This is a genomic window from Rhodococcus sp. P4_B6 (assembly GCF_056402215.1).
This window is the reverse complement of sequence record NZ_JBFUHV010000203.1, coordinates 1-14,171: the sequence shown is the minus strand read 5'-3', so window position 1 is coordinate 14,171 and position 14,171 is coordinate 1. Positions and strand designations below refer to the sequence as shown.

The following is a 14,171-nucleotide window of genomic DNA, read 5'->3' as shown; positions in this document are numbered from 1 at the left end:
CGCCGTGACCTGTGCGGACAGCCCCGTCAGGTCCGCCATCTCCCGCAGCATCCCCACCCCGGCATGCGACACCACGCCCCGTCCGTCGGCGGAGACTTTCACCCGTGAACCCGCTGCGATACTCTTCACCTGCGAAGTGCCTTCCCGTCAGCATTATGGAACCCTAGAGAAGTCCCATTATGCCGTGCAGGACAGGCACTTTCGCTTATCTGCACACCCCGGTCCGCGCTCCCGCACGAAAAATCCAGGTTAGGTCCCTGAGGTGCTCGGGACGGATGCTGCCGCGGTGACGCGGGTCCGTGCGCGCGAGTTGTGCGGTGGTCACCAGGACGGTCGCTGTGCGCAGGAGGACGAGCGGGAAGAGCACGTCGATCTCGTTAGCGGTGAGCGGGCGCCGGCGGTGGTAGGCGGCGGCGATTCTCGTGGCGTTGGTGACGAAGTTGGTGCCGTTGCGGCATGCCGAGGCGATGAGGATGGCGAGGTCGTTGATTCGGGAGGTGATGAGCATGTCACCGAAATCGATGATCCCCGATACTCGTGTGCGGTGCGTTTTGGTGGTGCCGAGGAGGTTGAAGACGTTGAGGTCGTTGTGGATCAGCGCCTGCGGGAGCGGTCCGGCCGCGGAGAGTGCGGGTGTGGCGATCTCGAGGACTTCGGTGAGCAGAGCCGATTGTTCGGGTAGCTGGTCTCGATAGGTGTCGATCACCGCCAGTCCGGTGTCGAGGTCCCAGTGGCTCGTCAGGGACGGCCTTGCGTCGAGATCGGCTTTGTCCAATGAAGCGGCGAGTGCTCCTGCCGCTGAACCGATGTCGTCGAGAAGTTCGGCGGCTGGATCTTCGATCGGGCCGAGGGGGTGTCCGGGGAGCCATGTGAGGATCCGGACGATGAGGTCGCCGCTTCCGGCGTTGATTCGCAGGGATTGATCACCTTCTGCGGTGTCGACGACTCGTGGGACGTCGAAGGGGAGATTGCAGGTGTGTAGATGGCGCAGCACGTTCTGTTGCAGAGTGATGCGCTCGTCGTCGGTGGCGTGGGAAACCTTGAGGAGATAGTGTGACGTGCCGATCGTGAAGGTGTAGTTCGCGTCGGTTTCCCCTGGCACCCGACTCGGGGCGCTGGCACCGCGTGAGGCTTTCTCTCCGAGGTATCTCTCGATGATCGTTTTGGCGCCCTCGTCGTCGAGTGGCGGCGGACCGGCGTGGATACGGGCAAATCTGTCGAGAACATCATGGTGGGTGGGCACGGCTGTGCGCTCTCCTTGCTCGGGTCGACGGAACCTGGGTGGGGGCGGGTTCAGGCGGCGGTGTCGGGTAGGGAGACGACGCTGTGGTCTTGGGGGTGCCAGGACACGGTGACGTTCTCGCCCGGGGTGGCGGAGATGGGCTGCCCCGCAACCTGCATGGCCGATCCCTGGGTGCCGTCGGAGAACCGCAGCCCGAGTCGGTGATGATTTCCGACGTAGACGATGTCGGTCAGCTGGGCTTCGGTGCGGATGAGGGCGGTCGGGACGTGGGCGTCGACGGTACTGACGGTCAGGCGTTCGGGGCGGACCACGAGRCCGCCCTGCTGCTGGCCGGCGAGTAACTCTTGCTGCGGGGCAGTGAGGGCTGTTTCGAACAGTCCGCAGTGCAATGACTGCAGCCCGTTGGCGACGGCGCCGCGGAAGACGTTGGATTCTCCGAGGAACTGCGCGACGAACAGTGTGTTCGGTTTGTCGTAGAGCTCTTGCGGGGTTCCAACCTGCTCGATCCCGCCGTCGTTGAAGACGGCAATCCGGTCGGAAAGGGTGAGCGCCTCCTCCTGGTCGTGGGTGACGAAGATGAAGGTCAAGCCCAGTTCGTCGTGCATGCGTGCGATCTGGCGCTGAAGTCCATCGCGAAGCCTCTTGTCGAGGGCGCCGAGGGGTTCATCGAGGAGAAGTACGCCCGGTGCGTAGACGATGGCACGTGCGAGCGCGACCCGCTGCTGCTGACCGCCGGACAGTTGCTTGGGGTGCCGGTTCGCCAAATGGCTCAGGCTCACCATGTCCAAGGTTTCCTGCACTCTCCGAGCGATTTCGGATTTGGGGACCTTGCGCTGTTGGAGGGGGTAGGCGACGTTTTGGCTGACGGTCATGTGCGGGAAGAGGGCGTATTGCTGGAACACGACTCCGAGATTGCGCTTGTGCGGCTTGACGTTGCTCACGTCGACGCCGCCGATTTCGATCTTGCCCGACGAGATCGGCTCGAAGCCGGCGATCATCGACAGCAAGGTGCTCTTGCCGGACCCGCTGGGACCCAGAAAGGTCATGAATTCGCCGGCCGCGATGTCGAGCGATACGCGGCTCAGGGCCGGCCGGTGCATACCTGGGTAGGTCTTACATGCCTCGCGGATGGAAATGCCGAGCCCGGGAGTTGTCGTGGTGGGGGCGGACAATGGCGCGGTGACGGTCATGATGCGTTCTCGTTTCGGCGTCGGGGGAGAAACTGTGCGATCAACAACACGCCGGTGGTGATCACGACGATGAGACTGGATGCGGCGGCGATGGTGGGGTCGATCTGGAGGGTGATGCTGTTGTACATCTTCACCGGGAGGGTGCGCAGGTCTGGTGTTTGCAGGAACAAGGCGACGACTACCTCGTCGAAGGAAGTGACGAAGGCGAAGACGAAACCGGAGGCGATGCCCGGTGCGAGCGAGGGCAGGACGATCCGACGGAAAGTGGTGATCGGTCCGGCACCCAGGCTGGCAGAGGCATGTTCGACGGTGCGGTCGTAGTTCGCCAGCGCGGTATTCACGGCGACGATGACGAACGGTACCGCCAGGATGCTGTGTGCTGCGACGAAACCGATCAATGATCCGGTGAGGTGCCATCGGAGGAACATGATGTAGATGGCCACCGCGATCACGATGGACGGCACGATAGCTGGCGCCATCATGGCACCTTGAACGGCGGATCTTCCGCGAAATCTGCTGCGGTCGAGAGCAATTGCGGCGGAAGTTCCCACGACGGTGGCGATCACTGCCGCTAGAAGTCCGACTTTCAGGGAGTCGAAGAGGGCGTCGACCCATTCCGGGGACTGAAAGAAGTTCTGGTACCACCGTAGTGACCACCCCTTGGGGGGGAATGAGAATGTGGTCGAGTCGGAGAAACTCATCGGGATGACCACGAGCGTGGGTGCCAGGAGGACCACGACGACCATCGCGACCCACGCTTTGAGGATTCTGCTCATTTGTCCGCCAATCGGTCGAGCGTGGAGGTCGGCTTCGCGATTCTTGCCACCACACCGAGGATGAGGAGCGTGACGGCAAGCAGGACGACGCCGAGAGCTCCGCCTGCACCGAAGTCGAGTAGTCGCTGAACGCGGATCTCGATGAGTTGCGGGATGAGTGCTTGTTGTGGTGTGCCGAGCAGGGCGGGCGTGATGTAGAAGCCGAGGGACATGATGAAGACGAGGGAGAAGCCGGATACGACCCCGGGGATCGACAGCGGTAGGTACACGGTGCGGAAGGCGGTCAGCCAGGGTGCACCGCAGCTGGCGGCGGCATCGAGGAGTCGGCGGTCGATGGTGTTCATCGAGGTGAACAGCGGCAGCACCATGTAGGGGAGCATCACTTGCACCATGGCGACGGTGACGCCGGTTAGGGTGCCGAGGAGGACGACGTCGTCGAGGCCGAACAGCTGGAAGAAGCGGTCGATCAGTCCGTTCCCCTCCTCGAGGATGAACCAGGCGAAGTTCCGGGCGATCAGTGAGGTCCAGAACGGGAGCAGCACCAGGATCGTCATCACGGACCGGGCACGTTTGGACACTCGTGTCATGGCGTAGGCATAGGGGAAGCCCAGCACGAGGGTGAGGGTGGCGACTGCGGCTGCGGTGAGGAGGGTGCGGAGCAGGATGCGGACTGACACGCCGTCGGTTATCAGGTTCCTGTAGTTGGCGAGCCCGAAGGTGGGATCGGTGAAGCTTTTCCAGACGATGTTGCCCAGTGGCACGAAGAAGAAGACCAGTAGGAGTAGAAGACCGGGTGCGAGGAACCAGAACCAGGTGGGGCGGCGGCGCGGGGGAGCGTCTACCGCCGGGTGCTGCGGTGTGGTGTGCATGTGGTTCGGTGCGGTTGCTGTGGTTGTCATGGGTTAGCCCACCAGCCAGTTCGTGAATTTGTCGGTGACGGTGTCGAGGTTTTCGGACCACCACAGGGCGTCGCCGTAGACGATCCCGTCCTCTCGGCCCGGTGCGAAGGGATTGATTGCCTCTTGAACGTCGTCGAATTGGGTGGCGATGTCCTTGTTGACGGGCAGGGTCGAGGACAGCCGGGAGAAGTCGGAGGAGGGGCCGTCGTCGGTAGCCAATGCGATGAACTGCATCGCCGCATCTTTGTTCGGGGAGCCCTTGGGGATGACGAGGTCGTCCCAGTTCACGACTGTTTTGTCCCAGACCGCGGTGAACGGAGCGCCCGCGCGTAGGACTGCTTCGGCGCGGGCGGTGGAGGTCAGGGCCATGGTGACTTGTTGGTCGACCATCGCCTGCTGGATCTGACCGTATGTGGTCGAGAAGGTGGTCTTGGCTTTGATCGAATCGAGTTTGCGTAGAGCGCGGTCGACGTCGAGTGGGTAGAGCTGGTCGGGGGCGACTCCGTCGCCGAGGAGTGCGAATTCGAGCAGCCCGACACTCAGTTCTGGTGGCACGATTCGCTTGCCGGGATATTTGTCGAGGTCGAAGAAGTCTGCGACCGAGGTCGGTGGGTTATCCGCGAATTTCGAGGTGTCGTACATCAGCAGGGTGCTGTAGAAGTACGCGGGAACCCCGCAGTCTCCGACGGTCTTCGGGTCGAATTTCGAGCGGTCGACGACCGTGAAGTCGAGGGGTTCGAGGTACTTGCCGCAGTACTGGCCGGCGGCGCCGGCACTCGTGTCGAGCACGTCCCAGGTGACTTTGCCACCGTCGACCATGGCCTTCATTTTCGATTCGTCGACCGGGCCGTCATTGACGAAACCAATGCCGGTCTTTTCTGTGAACGGGACCTGCCAGGCTTGAGTTTGGGCTTCCTGGAACTTTCCTCCGGTTGATACGAAGGTGATCGCGCCGGTGGCGTCGGCCCCGGGTTGAGTCTCACCGTTAGCGTTCGACTGGGCGCATGCGGTGAGCAAGAGGCACCCGGCCACGACGGCGACGAGTGCGTGCGGTGCAGTTTTCATTGGCGTCCTCCGCCGAGGCGACTCGGGCGACCCGAGTCAGCCGGCTGCTTTCACTTGGTCGGTGACGACGGCGACGATGCGGTCGATGTCGGATTCGCTGATCACCAGTGGGGGTGACATCACGATCGTGTTGCCGGAGGCACGCACGATGACGCCGTGCTCGCGGGCACCGGCCTGTACTGAGGCGGTGTCGCCGGTGGCGAACTCGATTCCGATGAGGGTGCCGACACCGCGGACCTCGGCCACGATCGGCAGGTCCTCGAGCGGCTTCAGCCCGTCGAGGAGGCGGCGCCCGACCTCGAGTCCTCGTGCCATGAGGTTTTCCCGCTCGATGATGTCGATGTTCGCGAGTGCAACGGCACTCGCTACCGGATGTCCGTTGTAGGTGAAGCCGTGCAGGAACAGTGCGCCGTCGGCGAGGTCGAGCACGCGGCGGCCGACCAGCACGGCGCCCATCGGCAAATATCCGCTGGAGATGCCCTTCGCGGTCACGATGATGTCTGGTTCCACGCCGTAATAGGTGGAGGCGAACCATTCGCCGGTGCGCCCAAAGGCGGTGACGATTTCGTCGGCGATGAAGAGGATGTCGTTGCGGCGCAGGACTTCCTGAACTCGGGGCCAATACCCCGCCGGTGGTGGCACCATTCCGCCGACACCGAGGATCGGTTCGCCGATGAACGCGGCGATCCGGTGGGCACCGATCTCGGCGATGCGCTGTTCGAGTTCTGTGATGAGGATGTCGGTGGCATCGTCGCCGTGGGGGAGGGCGTGAGGCTTGGACAGCCACTCGATGCCCGGGATCAGCGGACCGTAGCCCTCGCGGAGGCGGTCGATTCCTGTCGCTGCCAGGGAGGCGCCGCCCATGCCGTGGTAGCCGCCGGTGCGGGCAAGGATGACGGTGCGGTCGGGTTGTCCGGCGTGGTGGTAGGCCAGGCGCGCGAGCTTCACTGCGGTCTCGTTGCCTTCCGAGCCGCCGTTGGTGAAGAAGACCTTCTCGATTCCGGCGGGGGCAATGTCGAGGAGTTTGTCGGCGAGGCGGATGGAGGGTTCGTTCGAGTAGTCTCCGAACGAGGAGTAGAACTCGAGCGTCGCCATCTGATTGGCGGCAACATCTGCCAGTTCTTGTCGACCGTGGCCGACGGGGCACTGCCACAGTCCACAGGTGCCGTCGATGTACTCGTTGCCGGCCGCATCCCACAGTCGGGCGCCGTCACCCTTGACGAAGACTACTGGTTTGGTGGGGGAGCCGATGACGGTGTGGGGGTGGATGATCGACTTGGTGTCGAGGTGGGAGAGTTCTTCGTCGCGCGTGAGTGATGGGCTGGTGGTGGAGGTGGTCACGGTAGGTCCTTTCGGGAGTGCTGTGGGGCGCGATTACCAGCGCAGGGAAACGGCCTTGGTTTCGAGATAGGCGTCGATTCCCTCGGATCCGCCTTCGCGTTCTTGGCCGCTGTTCTTCAGTCCCCCGAAGGGCAACTCCGGGCGCACTGGGAAGGGGTCGTTGACGCCGATCACACCGAACTCGAGTTCGTCGAAGGTCTGCCAGAGGTCGGCGATGTCACGTCCGAAGACGTATGCGGCCAACCCGTACTCGGAGTCGTTGGCCCGGGCCACTGCCTCGGTGCGATCGGAGTAGGTGTAAACGGCCAGTACCGGGCCGAAGGTCTCTTCGCGGCTGATCAGCATGGTGTCGTCGACTTCGACGAGGATGGTGGGTTCGTAGAAGGCGCCGGTCAGCGAAGCGTCTGTGGGCTTCCATGCCGCGCCTCCGGTGAGTACGCGAGCGCCCTTTGCTCGTGCGTCGTCGACCTGCCCACTGACCTTCGTCAGGGCGGCGTCGTTGATCAGCGGTCCGACGTCGGTGCCGTCGGTGGATCCGTGTCCGAGGGTCAGTGCTTGGGTGCGCTCGACAATTGCAGCGATGAGCTGTTCAGCGATGTCGTTGTGGATGTAGAGGCGGTTGATGGCGATGCAGCTCTGGCCGGCGTTGGCGAACTTGGACGCGACGATGGCTGACGCTGCGGCGTTGATGTCGGCGTCGGGGAGGACGATGGCAGGGGAGTGGCCACCCATCTCCAGCGAGAGTCGGCGCAGGCGCGTGCCGTTGGCCTCGGCGAGACTAAGGCCGACTCGGGTGGATCCGGTGAAACTGACCTTCCGCAGCCGGGGATCGTCGAGGAGTGCTGCGGTGACGGCTGCCGGGTCGGTGGTTGTGAGTAGGTTCAGCACACCGTCGGGAATACCGGCGTCGACGATCCGGCGGGTGACAGCGACTGCGATGAGTGGAGTGAGATCGGCGGGCTTGGCGATGACCGTGCATCCAGCGGCCAGGGCCATGGCGATCTTGCGGACCAGCATGCTTGCGGGGAAGTTCCAGGGAGCGATGGCGAGCACGGGTCCGACCGGCTGGGTCACGACCATTGAAGGGCCGTGCGCGGCGGAGGGGACGGTGCGGCCGCACGTCCGGCGCGCCTCTTCGGCGCTCCACTCGAGCATGCGAGCGCAGTTGAGGACTTCGCCGCGTGCTTCGGCGATGGGCTTCCCGTTTTCTGCGGTCATCAGGTCGGCGAGTGCGTCGACGTCGGCGCGGATCGCGTCCGCTGCACGGTGCAGGATTGCTGATCGGGTTTCGACGGGGGTGCTACGCCAGGAGTGGAAGGCCTGGGCGGCGGCGTCCAGGGCGGTGAGTGCCTCGTTGGGCCCGGACTCGCTGGCCTGCCCGATGACCTGTCCGGTGGCGGGGTCGGTGACGTCGAAGGTGCCCGTTCCCGTGATCCAGCATCCGCCGATGAACAGGGTCGCGACGTTTCCGGTGTCCTCGGTGGTAGTCAATCCGCCCTGGTCGTAGTGGCCGGTCGGGGTCTGTACGTGCATGTGTTCTCCTGGAACGGGATGTGATGCGCTCAACAGCTTTGTGACGAGTCTGAGTGTCGACCTGTCTGTTGATAATGTCAACACCTGAACGTTTCGAATCCGTTGCGGCGTGTTGCTGCCGGATCAACATCAGAGGCGAACACCGGCGCCCGCAAACGACGCGCCCAGAGGGTCCCGCTCGCCCAGCGTGCGGCGCCGCCGACGCACGCCGGTGCTGTTGCTCAGTTCGACATGTCCACGTCGCGGGTTTCCGGTCCTATAAACGCTCCCGTGGCGACCAGTGCGCCGCCGACGACCGCGAGAATGGGGACTGCAGCCCGCTCGCCGAATACGCTCGACAACCCGCTGATGTAGAACGCATAGAACGCAGGAATAACGATCGCGAGGCTGTAGCCGACCCCATATCCTGTGGCTCGGATCTTGGCGGGAAAGCGTTCGGTCAAGTATGCCGCTATCGGTCCGTACATGGAGATGGTGCTGACCTGAATAGCGAATGCACACAGTGCGATTGGAACGATCTGTTCGCCGTTGAGGGTGTGGAGGACGAGGAACGCCGAGGGGGTCACGATGGCGGCGGCTATGCCCGCGCCGATGTAGAAGGGGCGTCGGCCCACGCGCTGTGACAGCACTGCTGCTCCGACGAACGTGCCGACGGTGATCAGCGACGAGATCATCATGATGGGGGTGACCGTCGTGCTGGGGACGCCGAGTTCGAGCTTCATTACCGACGGTAGTACGGCGGCGCCTAGATTGGTCAGTAGCCAGGCCCCGGTCATCAGCACGAAAACTTGGAGCAATTTGGTTCTGTGGGTGCCGTGTACCAGCTGCGCGAGAGGCGATTTCGCTTGTTCGGGATTGATGGTGTCGTCGCCGAAGTCCGGAGATTCCTCTACGTGCGTGATGTAGTACACAAAGGTTACCGCCGCAAGCAGTGCGCCGATTGCGAACGGAATCCGCCAACCCCACTGCACATATGCGGAGTCGATTCCCGTCGAGGTCATCGAGCTTAGTAGCACCAGAGTGACCAGGGCAATGGTCGCGTTTGCGAGCGGTGAGGTGCACGTGATCAACCCGCTTACGAGGCCTCGCTTGCGGACCGGGCTCCATTCCATCGCTAGCGGTACCGCGGTGCTGTACTCGCCGCCGAGGAAGAACCCGCCGAGGAAACGGAGGCCGATCAGCATCGCGATCGCCCAGTGGCCAACATGTTGGAAGCCGGGAAGAAGTGCAATGGCGGCGACCGAGATACCGAAGCCGGCGATGGCAACCAATGTGGGGCGCCGGCGGCCTGCCCGATCCGCCCACTGGCCAAAGAAGGCTGAACCGAGCGGTCGCGCAATGAGTGTCGATGCGAAGACGAAGGCTGCGATGATTGCCTCGGTCGCTGCGCCGGTCGTCTCTGACTGGAAGTAGATCATTGCCGGCGCCAGCGTGATGATAGGCAGGTAGATGTCGAACTGATCAGCGTAGTAGCCGAGCACTCCGCCGCGGATCGCGGACTTTCGATGCTCTTCTGTGGCCGGATTGGTGCTGATGTCGAAACGAGGGGGACGAGTCGCGGTCGGTTCTATCATGGGTGCTCCTGCGTGGAGTGAACGTTGCGGCTGGCTTGCGAAGGTGGAGGATCTTTGGCGGTTTCGCGGGTGCAATCACGGCACTCGTGGTGTTTGGTGACAAGGCGCGAGACGGTATCTCTCACACGAGAACGACGGAGCGCAGCGCGGTGCCGGATCGCAGGGCAGCGAGAGCATCTGGGACGTCGGCCAGGGTGATGCGCGCACTGATGAGTCGGTCGAGGTCGATTTCTTTGTTGCGCCACATGTCGATGACCTTGGGGAAGTCGCGCCGGATAGAGCTGGAGCCGAAAACCGATCCGACGATGCGCTTCTCCGATGCATACAGTTCGTACGGGGTGAAGGCGACCTCGGTGTCCTTGGGTCCGACGCCGGCGATTGCGAGGGTGCCGCCGCGACGCAGACTGTCGTACCCGGCGCGGATCGTGGCAGCGTTGCCTACCGCCTCGATCGCGAAGTCGAACCCGCCGGCCGCCCCCGTTGTGGTGCGCGCGGTGGCGTCCAGTTCGTCGGGGCCGATGGCGGCGGTGGCACCCAGCGATAGCGCGAGCATCTGTTTGTCCTGTATCGGGTCGACGGCAACCACGGACGCGGCACCTTGGGCGACGGCTGCCTGCACTGCGGATAGACCGACCCCGCCGCAGCCGATGACGGCGACGGAGGATCCGGCGGTGACCTGGGCGGTGTTGATTACGGCGCCGATGCCGGTGGTGACCCCGCATCCGATGAGTGCACCGACTTCGTACGGGACGTCGTCGGGGAGTGCGACGAGGTTGTGCTGTGTGACGATGACTTCCTCCGCGAAGGCGCCGCATCCGGCTTGCGCCGCTACCGGGTGCCCGTCGACCTGGAAGCGGGTGTGCCGGTATTGCTCGGTGGTGTTGAAGGTGCACAGTTGGGCCTGTCCCGTGGTGCAGGCCCAGCAGGTACCGCATTGGGGGACCCAGGAGACGATGACGCGGTCGCCGACGGATACCTCAGTGACGTCAGCTCCGACCTCGAGGACGTCACCGGCCGCTTCGTGTCCGATGACCACTGGCGTCGGCAGCCCGAGCCTCCCGGAGACCGCGGACAGGTCCGAATGGCACACACCGGCCGCGCGGATGCGGACCTTGACGAAGATGCCGTCCGCATCGCCGGGCTCGACATCCTCGCGAATGGTGATGTTGTTGTGTCCGGGAGCGTTGAGTACTGCTGCACGCATGATCGTTGCCTTCTTCGAATGAGGTGAGGTCAGAGGGAGGGGGTGGTCCAGGGTTCGGGTCGCGGTGAGATCGGTGCGATGTCGGCGTAGGTTCGCGCCAGGGCGACGCTTTTGCCGCGCAGTTCGGAGACGGTAGTTCCGTTCGTTTCCAGGTAGTCGCGCAGGTGGTCGACGAGCTCTGTGATGGCTTGTGGTCCGCGGATCCACAGCAGGCTCACCAGCTCGACGGCGGATGCGCCGCTGAGGATGAATCGGATGACGTCGTCGGCACTGCGGGCACCGTTGGTGCCGATGAGGGAGATCGCGCCGTGGTGGGCGTGGTAGGCCTTGCTCACGGCGTACAGGGTCATGGGAACGGCCCATGGTCCGCTGTAGGCACCCCATGACCCGAGGAGTGGTTCATGGGTTTGTACCGACGGGAGGAAGCCGTTGAACCGCCCGGTCAGCGTGATTGCGTCGGCTCCGGCCTGGTGAGCGGCGTCGACGAGGGAGCCGATGTCGGAGGCCATTCCCGGCAGTTTCACCAACAAGGGCGCGTCGAGATCGCGGCGGACGGTGCGGACCAGGTTGCCGACTGCTTCACTGTCGGTCAGCTGCCGGACCGCGCCGTGGGCGGCCTCGCGTCCGTGGGGTGCGCCGACGTTGACTTCGACGGCGGGAACGACGTCGCTCAGCGCGCGGGCGAGATCGCCGGCGGCCCGCGGATCGGCGGCGGTGATGCTGCCGATCACGATGCTGCCCGAGCTCCGGGCATAGTCTTGTCCGCGCTCGAGCATCGTCAACCAGTCGTCGAGTGAGGACTGGGCCAGCCCGCTGCGGTTGAACAGCGAAGCACCGGGCGGGGTGTTCGGCGGGTCCGCGTGGTGATGGTTGTCGGTGAGGAAGGCGTAGTCGGCGATGTCGAGCTGATCGCGGGCTGCCTGCGATTCGTTGATCGACTTGGCGATCACGGCCCCGGCCCCGCCGTCGACGCAGGCGCGGATGCCGTCGAGTGACATCGTCATTTCGGAGGATCCGACCCAGATCGGATTCTTCGTGGTGAACCCGGCGACCGTGGTCTCTATGGGGCTCATCGAGACCTCACCTGGCGCACGTGAGATCCCAGTTGTGTTGTTGCTCCGCGTAGTAGAGCGAGGTCGGAGCTGACGACGATGTAGTGGAACCCGGAGTCGATGGCGCGTTCGGCTTCGGCGGCGTTCGAGGTGAAAATGCCGAGTGCGGTGTCGGTGTTCTGCGCTGCGGCGGTGATCGAGTCGATGGTTTTCGCTGCAACCGGAGATGAGTGGTCGCCGGGCGTTCCCGCTGCGACGGAGAGGTCGAGGGTGCCGATGAAGGCCACGTCGAGAGGTCTGACGATGTCCTCGATGGGGTTGTCGAAGTCCACGGTCTCGAGCTGCCCGACTATCAGGGGGCGATGGGTGTGGCTGTCCAGGTACTCGGTGAGTGGCGTCGCGCCGTATCGGGCGGCGGGCTGCGAGAGGCTGATGCTGCGTGACCCGACAGGTCCGTACCGCAGTGCCTGGGCGAGTCGGCGTGCGGTGTCCGCTGAGCGGACCGTGGACATCTGGATCCCGGCTGCGCCGGCCTCGAGTAGCCGATTGGCCAGACCGGTGTCGAGGCTGGGAATCCGAACGGTCATGTCAAGACCGTTCGCACGCGCTACCGCGAGCGAGTGGCGAGCTTCTGTGTAGGTGAGTTGGCTGTGCTCGAGGTCGAGGACGGCGAAGTCGAATCCAGCGAGGGCAATCAGGTCGATGACGTCGCCGCCGGCGATCTTGACGAATGTTCCCAGTTGTGGGGTGTGTTCGAGCCGGGATCGTAGATCTCTTGCGAGTGGTGCCGCGGTGGTCATCAAATGCCCGCCAGCGCTGCCGTGTTCTCGACAGTCATCATCCGCAGGTCCTTGACCGACACTCCAGCATCGAGGAGCTCTCCGATGACGCGCTCGTATCCTTCGACCGGCAACGGGTTGCCCCGCTGGCCGAGGTCGGAGCCGAAGATGGTGTTTTCGGGACCCAACAGGCGGATCAGGCGGACCAGTTCGGCGGGTTCCCAGTTGCAGAACGACGACCGATCGTCGTACATGCAGAGGGAATGTTCGATCACCGCGCCCAGGGAGATCCAGTGTCGAACCAGGTCTTCGTCGGCCTCGATGACGAAGTTGGGGTGGTTGACAAGCAGGCGACCGATTCCACGCTGTTTTGCCTCGGTGAGGACGGCGGTTACCTCGGTCGGCGCCATGTGCCCGGTGGAGAGGATCAGATCGTGTTCGGCGATGAGGTCGAGAACCTCGTGCGCCGCCGGAACCAGCTTGTCGTTTTCGTCGAGTACCTCGATCGGGGCCCCCACGGTCAGGGCGTGATCCGTCTTCGGGAAACGAAGTTCGTCGCTGTGTGCGCAGATATGGCGGTCAGAGCTGATCGTTGGGAACCAGACGATCCGGCCGCCACGGTTGATGGCGAGTTCGACCGCGATCGGATTGACTCCACCGACATAGTTGTTCAACGCCACGCCCCCAAGGACCGGAATGGGCAGGGGGCCACTCGAGAGCACTGCCGACTCGATGTCGGGAAGCATGCTGTGGTGGTGCGACTTGACGAGAATGGCGCGGAAACCGGCGGCGTGCGCCTGTTCGGCGGCATCCTTGATGCCGATGCGGCGGGGGAATGGCGATGGTCCCGGGTGTACATGCAGATCGCAGGCGCCTTCGAGGACTTCGGCTACGCGACTATCCATGGGTATTGGTCCTTCCACTATCGAGTGATTTGGCGTTGGGGCGATGGGTGTCATGGGGAACGTTCACCCACAGATCCCGGAATAGTAGATGCGATGTTCACAATGCGGCACCTTTCGCCTACTTTGYGCCATGACCGATTGCTTGGCAAGCACTTTGACAAACTTTTTGTGACCGCGCACACTATTCGTGTCCCACATTGATAGATCCGGTGTTCGGATAGTGCGACATCTGATCGAGGTCTGGAGGAAGTGCAATGAGTGACGACGCCGAGGCAGATCTGTTCAGCGGCGACGACGAGCTACCCAAGGCCGACCTGCAAGTGGTTGCCCGGGTCGCCACGATTCTGCGGCTATTCACCCCCGCACAGCCGACTCTGAAGGCCGCCCACGCAGCCGACGCGCTAGGAATGCGCCGGTCCACAATCCACCGGTATCTGTCGTCGCTGGAATTGCACGGGCTGCTGAAGAAGGCCGGCGACGGCGGATACGAGCTCGGACCACTGGTGGATCAGCTGGCTTCACTGGGGCTCGGTCGATGGCGGATTCAAGACGCTGCCGGCCCGGTCATGGACGAGCTCGCGTCCGCGACACATCAGACAGCGGTACTGAG

General features: G+C 63.7%; 13 protein-coding genes. 1 reads left to right on the top strand and 12 read right to left on the bottom strand.

Features of this window, described 5'->3' with window-relative positions:
* Positions 1 to 205: 205 nt before the first annotated feature.
* From AC1DWT_RS44260 to AC1DWT_RS44205, 12 genes are all read right to left on the bottom strand, one after another.
* Positions 206 to 1,243 (bottom strand): phosphotransferase, encoded by a 1,038-nt coding sequence (locus AC1DWT_RS44260; protein WP_477925661.1) that lies wholly within the window; start codon positions 1,241 to 1,243, stop codon positions 206 to 208.
* Between the two features lie 50 nt (positions 1,244 to 1,293).
* Positions 1,294 to 2,433 (bottom strand): ABC transporter ATP-binding protein, encoded by a 1,140-nt coding sequence (locus AC1DWT_RS44255; RefSeq protein ID WP_477925659.1) that lies wholly within the window; start codon positions 2,431 to 2,433, stop codon positions 1,294 to 1,296.
* Entirely contained in the window at positions 2,430 to 3,209 is a 780-nt protein-coding gene (locus AC1DWT_RS44250) for an ABC transporter permease (protein WP_477925657.1), read from the bottom strand. Before AC1DWT_RS44250 ends, AC1DWT_RS44255 begins: the two co-directional genes overlap by 4 nt.
* On the bottom strand, positions 3,206 to 4,108 hold the full coding sequence (locus AC1DWT_RS44245) for an ABC transporter permease (protein ID WP_477925655.1): 903 nt from the start codon (positions 4,106 to 4,108) through the stop codon (positions 3,206 to 3,208). Before AC1DWT_RS44245 ends, AC1DWT_RS44250 begins: the two co-directional genes overlap by 4 nt.
* A 3-nt stretch (positions 4,109 to 4,111) precedes the next feature.
* On the bottom strand, positions 4,112 to 5,173 hold the full coding sequence (locus AC1DWT_RS44240; protein ID WP_477925653.1) for an extracellular solute-binding protein: 1,062 nt from the start codon (positions 5,171 to 5,173) through the stop codon (positions 4,112 to 4,114).
* A gap of 36 nt (positions 5,174 to 5,209) precedes the next feature.
* Positions 5,210 to 6,514 carry an aminotransferase family protein gene (locus AC1DWT_RS44235; RefSeq protein WP_477925651.1) on the bottom strand — a complete coding sequence of 435 codons (1,305 nt, stop codon included), beginning with the start codon at positions 6,512 to 6,514 and terminating at the stop codon, positions 5,210 to 5,212.
* Positions 6,515 to 6,547: 33 nt separating this feature from the next.
* The gene (locus AC1DWT_RS44230) at positions 6,548 to 8,047 is read right to left on the bottom strand and encodes an NAD-dependent succinate-semialdehyde dehydrogenase (protein WP_477925649.1); all 1,500 of its coding nucleotides are present in this window, start codon (positions 8,045 to 8,047) and stop codon (positions 6,548 to 6,550) included.
* 221 nt (positions 8,048 to 8,268) lie between these two features.
* The gene (locus AC1DWT_RS44225; protein WP_477925647.1) at positions 8,269 to 9,621 is read right to left on the bottom strand and encodes an MFS transporter; all 1,353 of its coding nucleotides are present in this window, start codon (positions 9,619 to 9,621) and stop codon (positions 8,269 to 8,271) included.
* 121 nt (positions 9,622 to 9,742) lie between these two features.
* Complete coding sequence (locus tag AC1DWT_RS44220; protein ID WP_477925645.1) at positions 9,743 to 10,825, bottom strand: alcohol dehydrogenase catalytic domain-containing protein; 1,083 nt, start codon at positions 10,823 to 10,825, stop codon at positions 9,743 to 9,745.
* A 29-nt stretch (positions 10,826 to 10,854) separates the two neighbouring features.
* Positions 10,855 to 11,898, bottom strand: a complete 1,044-nt coding sequence (locus AC1DWT_RS44215; protein ID WP_477925643.1) for a dihydroorotate dehydrogenase — start codon at positions 11,896 to 11,898, stop codon at positions 10,855 to 10,857.
* Positions 11,895 to 12,677 carry an HpcH/HpaI aldolase family protein gene (locus AC1DWT_RS44210; RefSeq protein WP_477925641.1) on the bottom strand — a complete coding sequence of 261 codons (783 nt, stop codon included), beginning with the start codon at positions 12,675 to 12,677 and terminating at the stop codon, positions 11,895 to 11,897. The genes AC1DWT_RS44215 and AC1DWT_RS44210 overlap by 4 nt, the downstream gene beginning before the upstream one ends.
* Positions 12,677 to 13,561, bottom strand: a complete 885-nt coding sequence (locus tag AC1DWT_RS44205; protein ID WP_477925639.1) for a DUF6282 family protein — start codon at positions 13,559 to 13,561, stop codon at positions 12,677 to 12,679. Before AC1DWT_RS44205 ends, AC1DWT_RS44210 begins: the two co-directional genes overlap by 1 nt.
* Before the next feature lie 254 nt (positions 13,562 to 13,815).
* Here AC1DWT_RS44205 and AC1DWT_RS44200 point away from each other — a divergent pair.
* Positions 13,816 to 14,171 (top strand): helix-turn-helix domain-containing protein (locus tag AC1DWT_RS44200; RefSeq protein ID WP_477925637.1); only part of this gene is annotated, 356 nt, incomplete at its 3' end.

What these genes read in the sequence shown, in the direction of transcription:
- AC1DWT_RS44230 (WP_477925649.1), bottom strand. Translation starts at nt 8,047, where the DNA reads ATGCACGTACAGACCCCGACCGGCCACTACGACCAGGGCGGATTGACT.
- AC1DWT_RS44240 (WP_477925653.1), bottom strand. Translation starts at nt 5,173, where the DNA reads ATGAAAACTGCACCGCACGCACTCGTCGCCGTCGTGGCCGGGTGCCTC.
- AC1DWT_RS44210 (WP_477925641.1), bottom strand. Translation starts at nt 12,677, where the DNA reads ATGACCACCGCGGCACCACTCGCAAGAGATCTACGATCCCGGCTCGAA.
- AC1DWT_RS44250 (WP_477925657.1), bottom strand. Translation starts at nt 3,209, where the DNA reads ATGAGCAGAATCCTCAAAGCGTGGGTCGCGATGGTCGTCGTGGTCCTC.
- AC1DWT_RS44225 (WP_477925647.1), bottom strand. Translation starts at nt 9,621, where the DNA reads ATGATAGAACCGACCGCGACTCGTCCCCCTCGTTTCGACATCAGCACC.
- AC1DWT_RS44205 (WP_477925639.1), bottom strand. Translation starts at nt 13,561, where the DNA reads ATGGATAGTCGCGTAGCCGAAGTCCTCGAAGGCGCCTGCGATCTGCAT.
- AC1DWT_RS44245 (WP_477925655.1), bottom strand. Translation starts at nt 4,108, where the DNA reads ATGACAACCACAGCAACCGCACCGAACCACATGCACACCACACCGCAG.
- AC1DWT_RS44220 (WP_477925645.1), bottom strand. Translation starts at nt 10,825, where the DNA reads ATGCGTGCAGCAGTACTCAACGCTCCCGGACACAACAACATCACCATT.
- AC1DWT_RS44215 (WP_477925643.1), bottom strand. Translation starts at nt 11,898, where the DNA reads ATGAGCCCCATAGAGACCACGGTCGCCGGGTTCACCACGAAGAATCCG.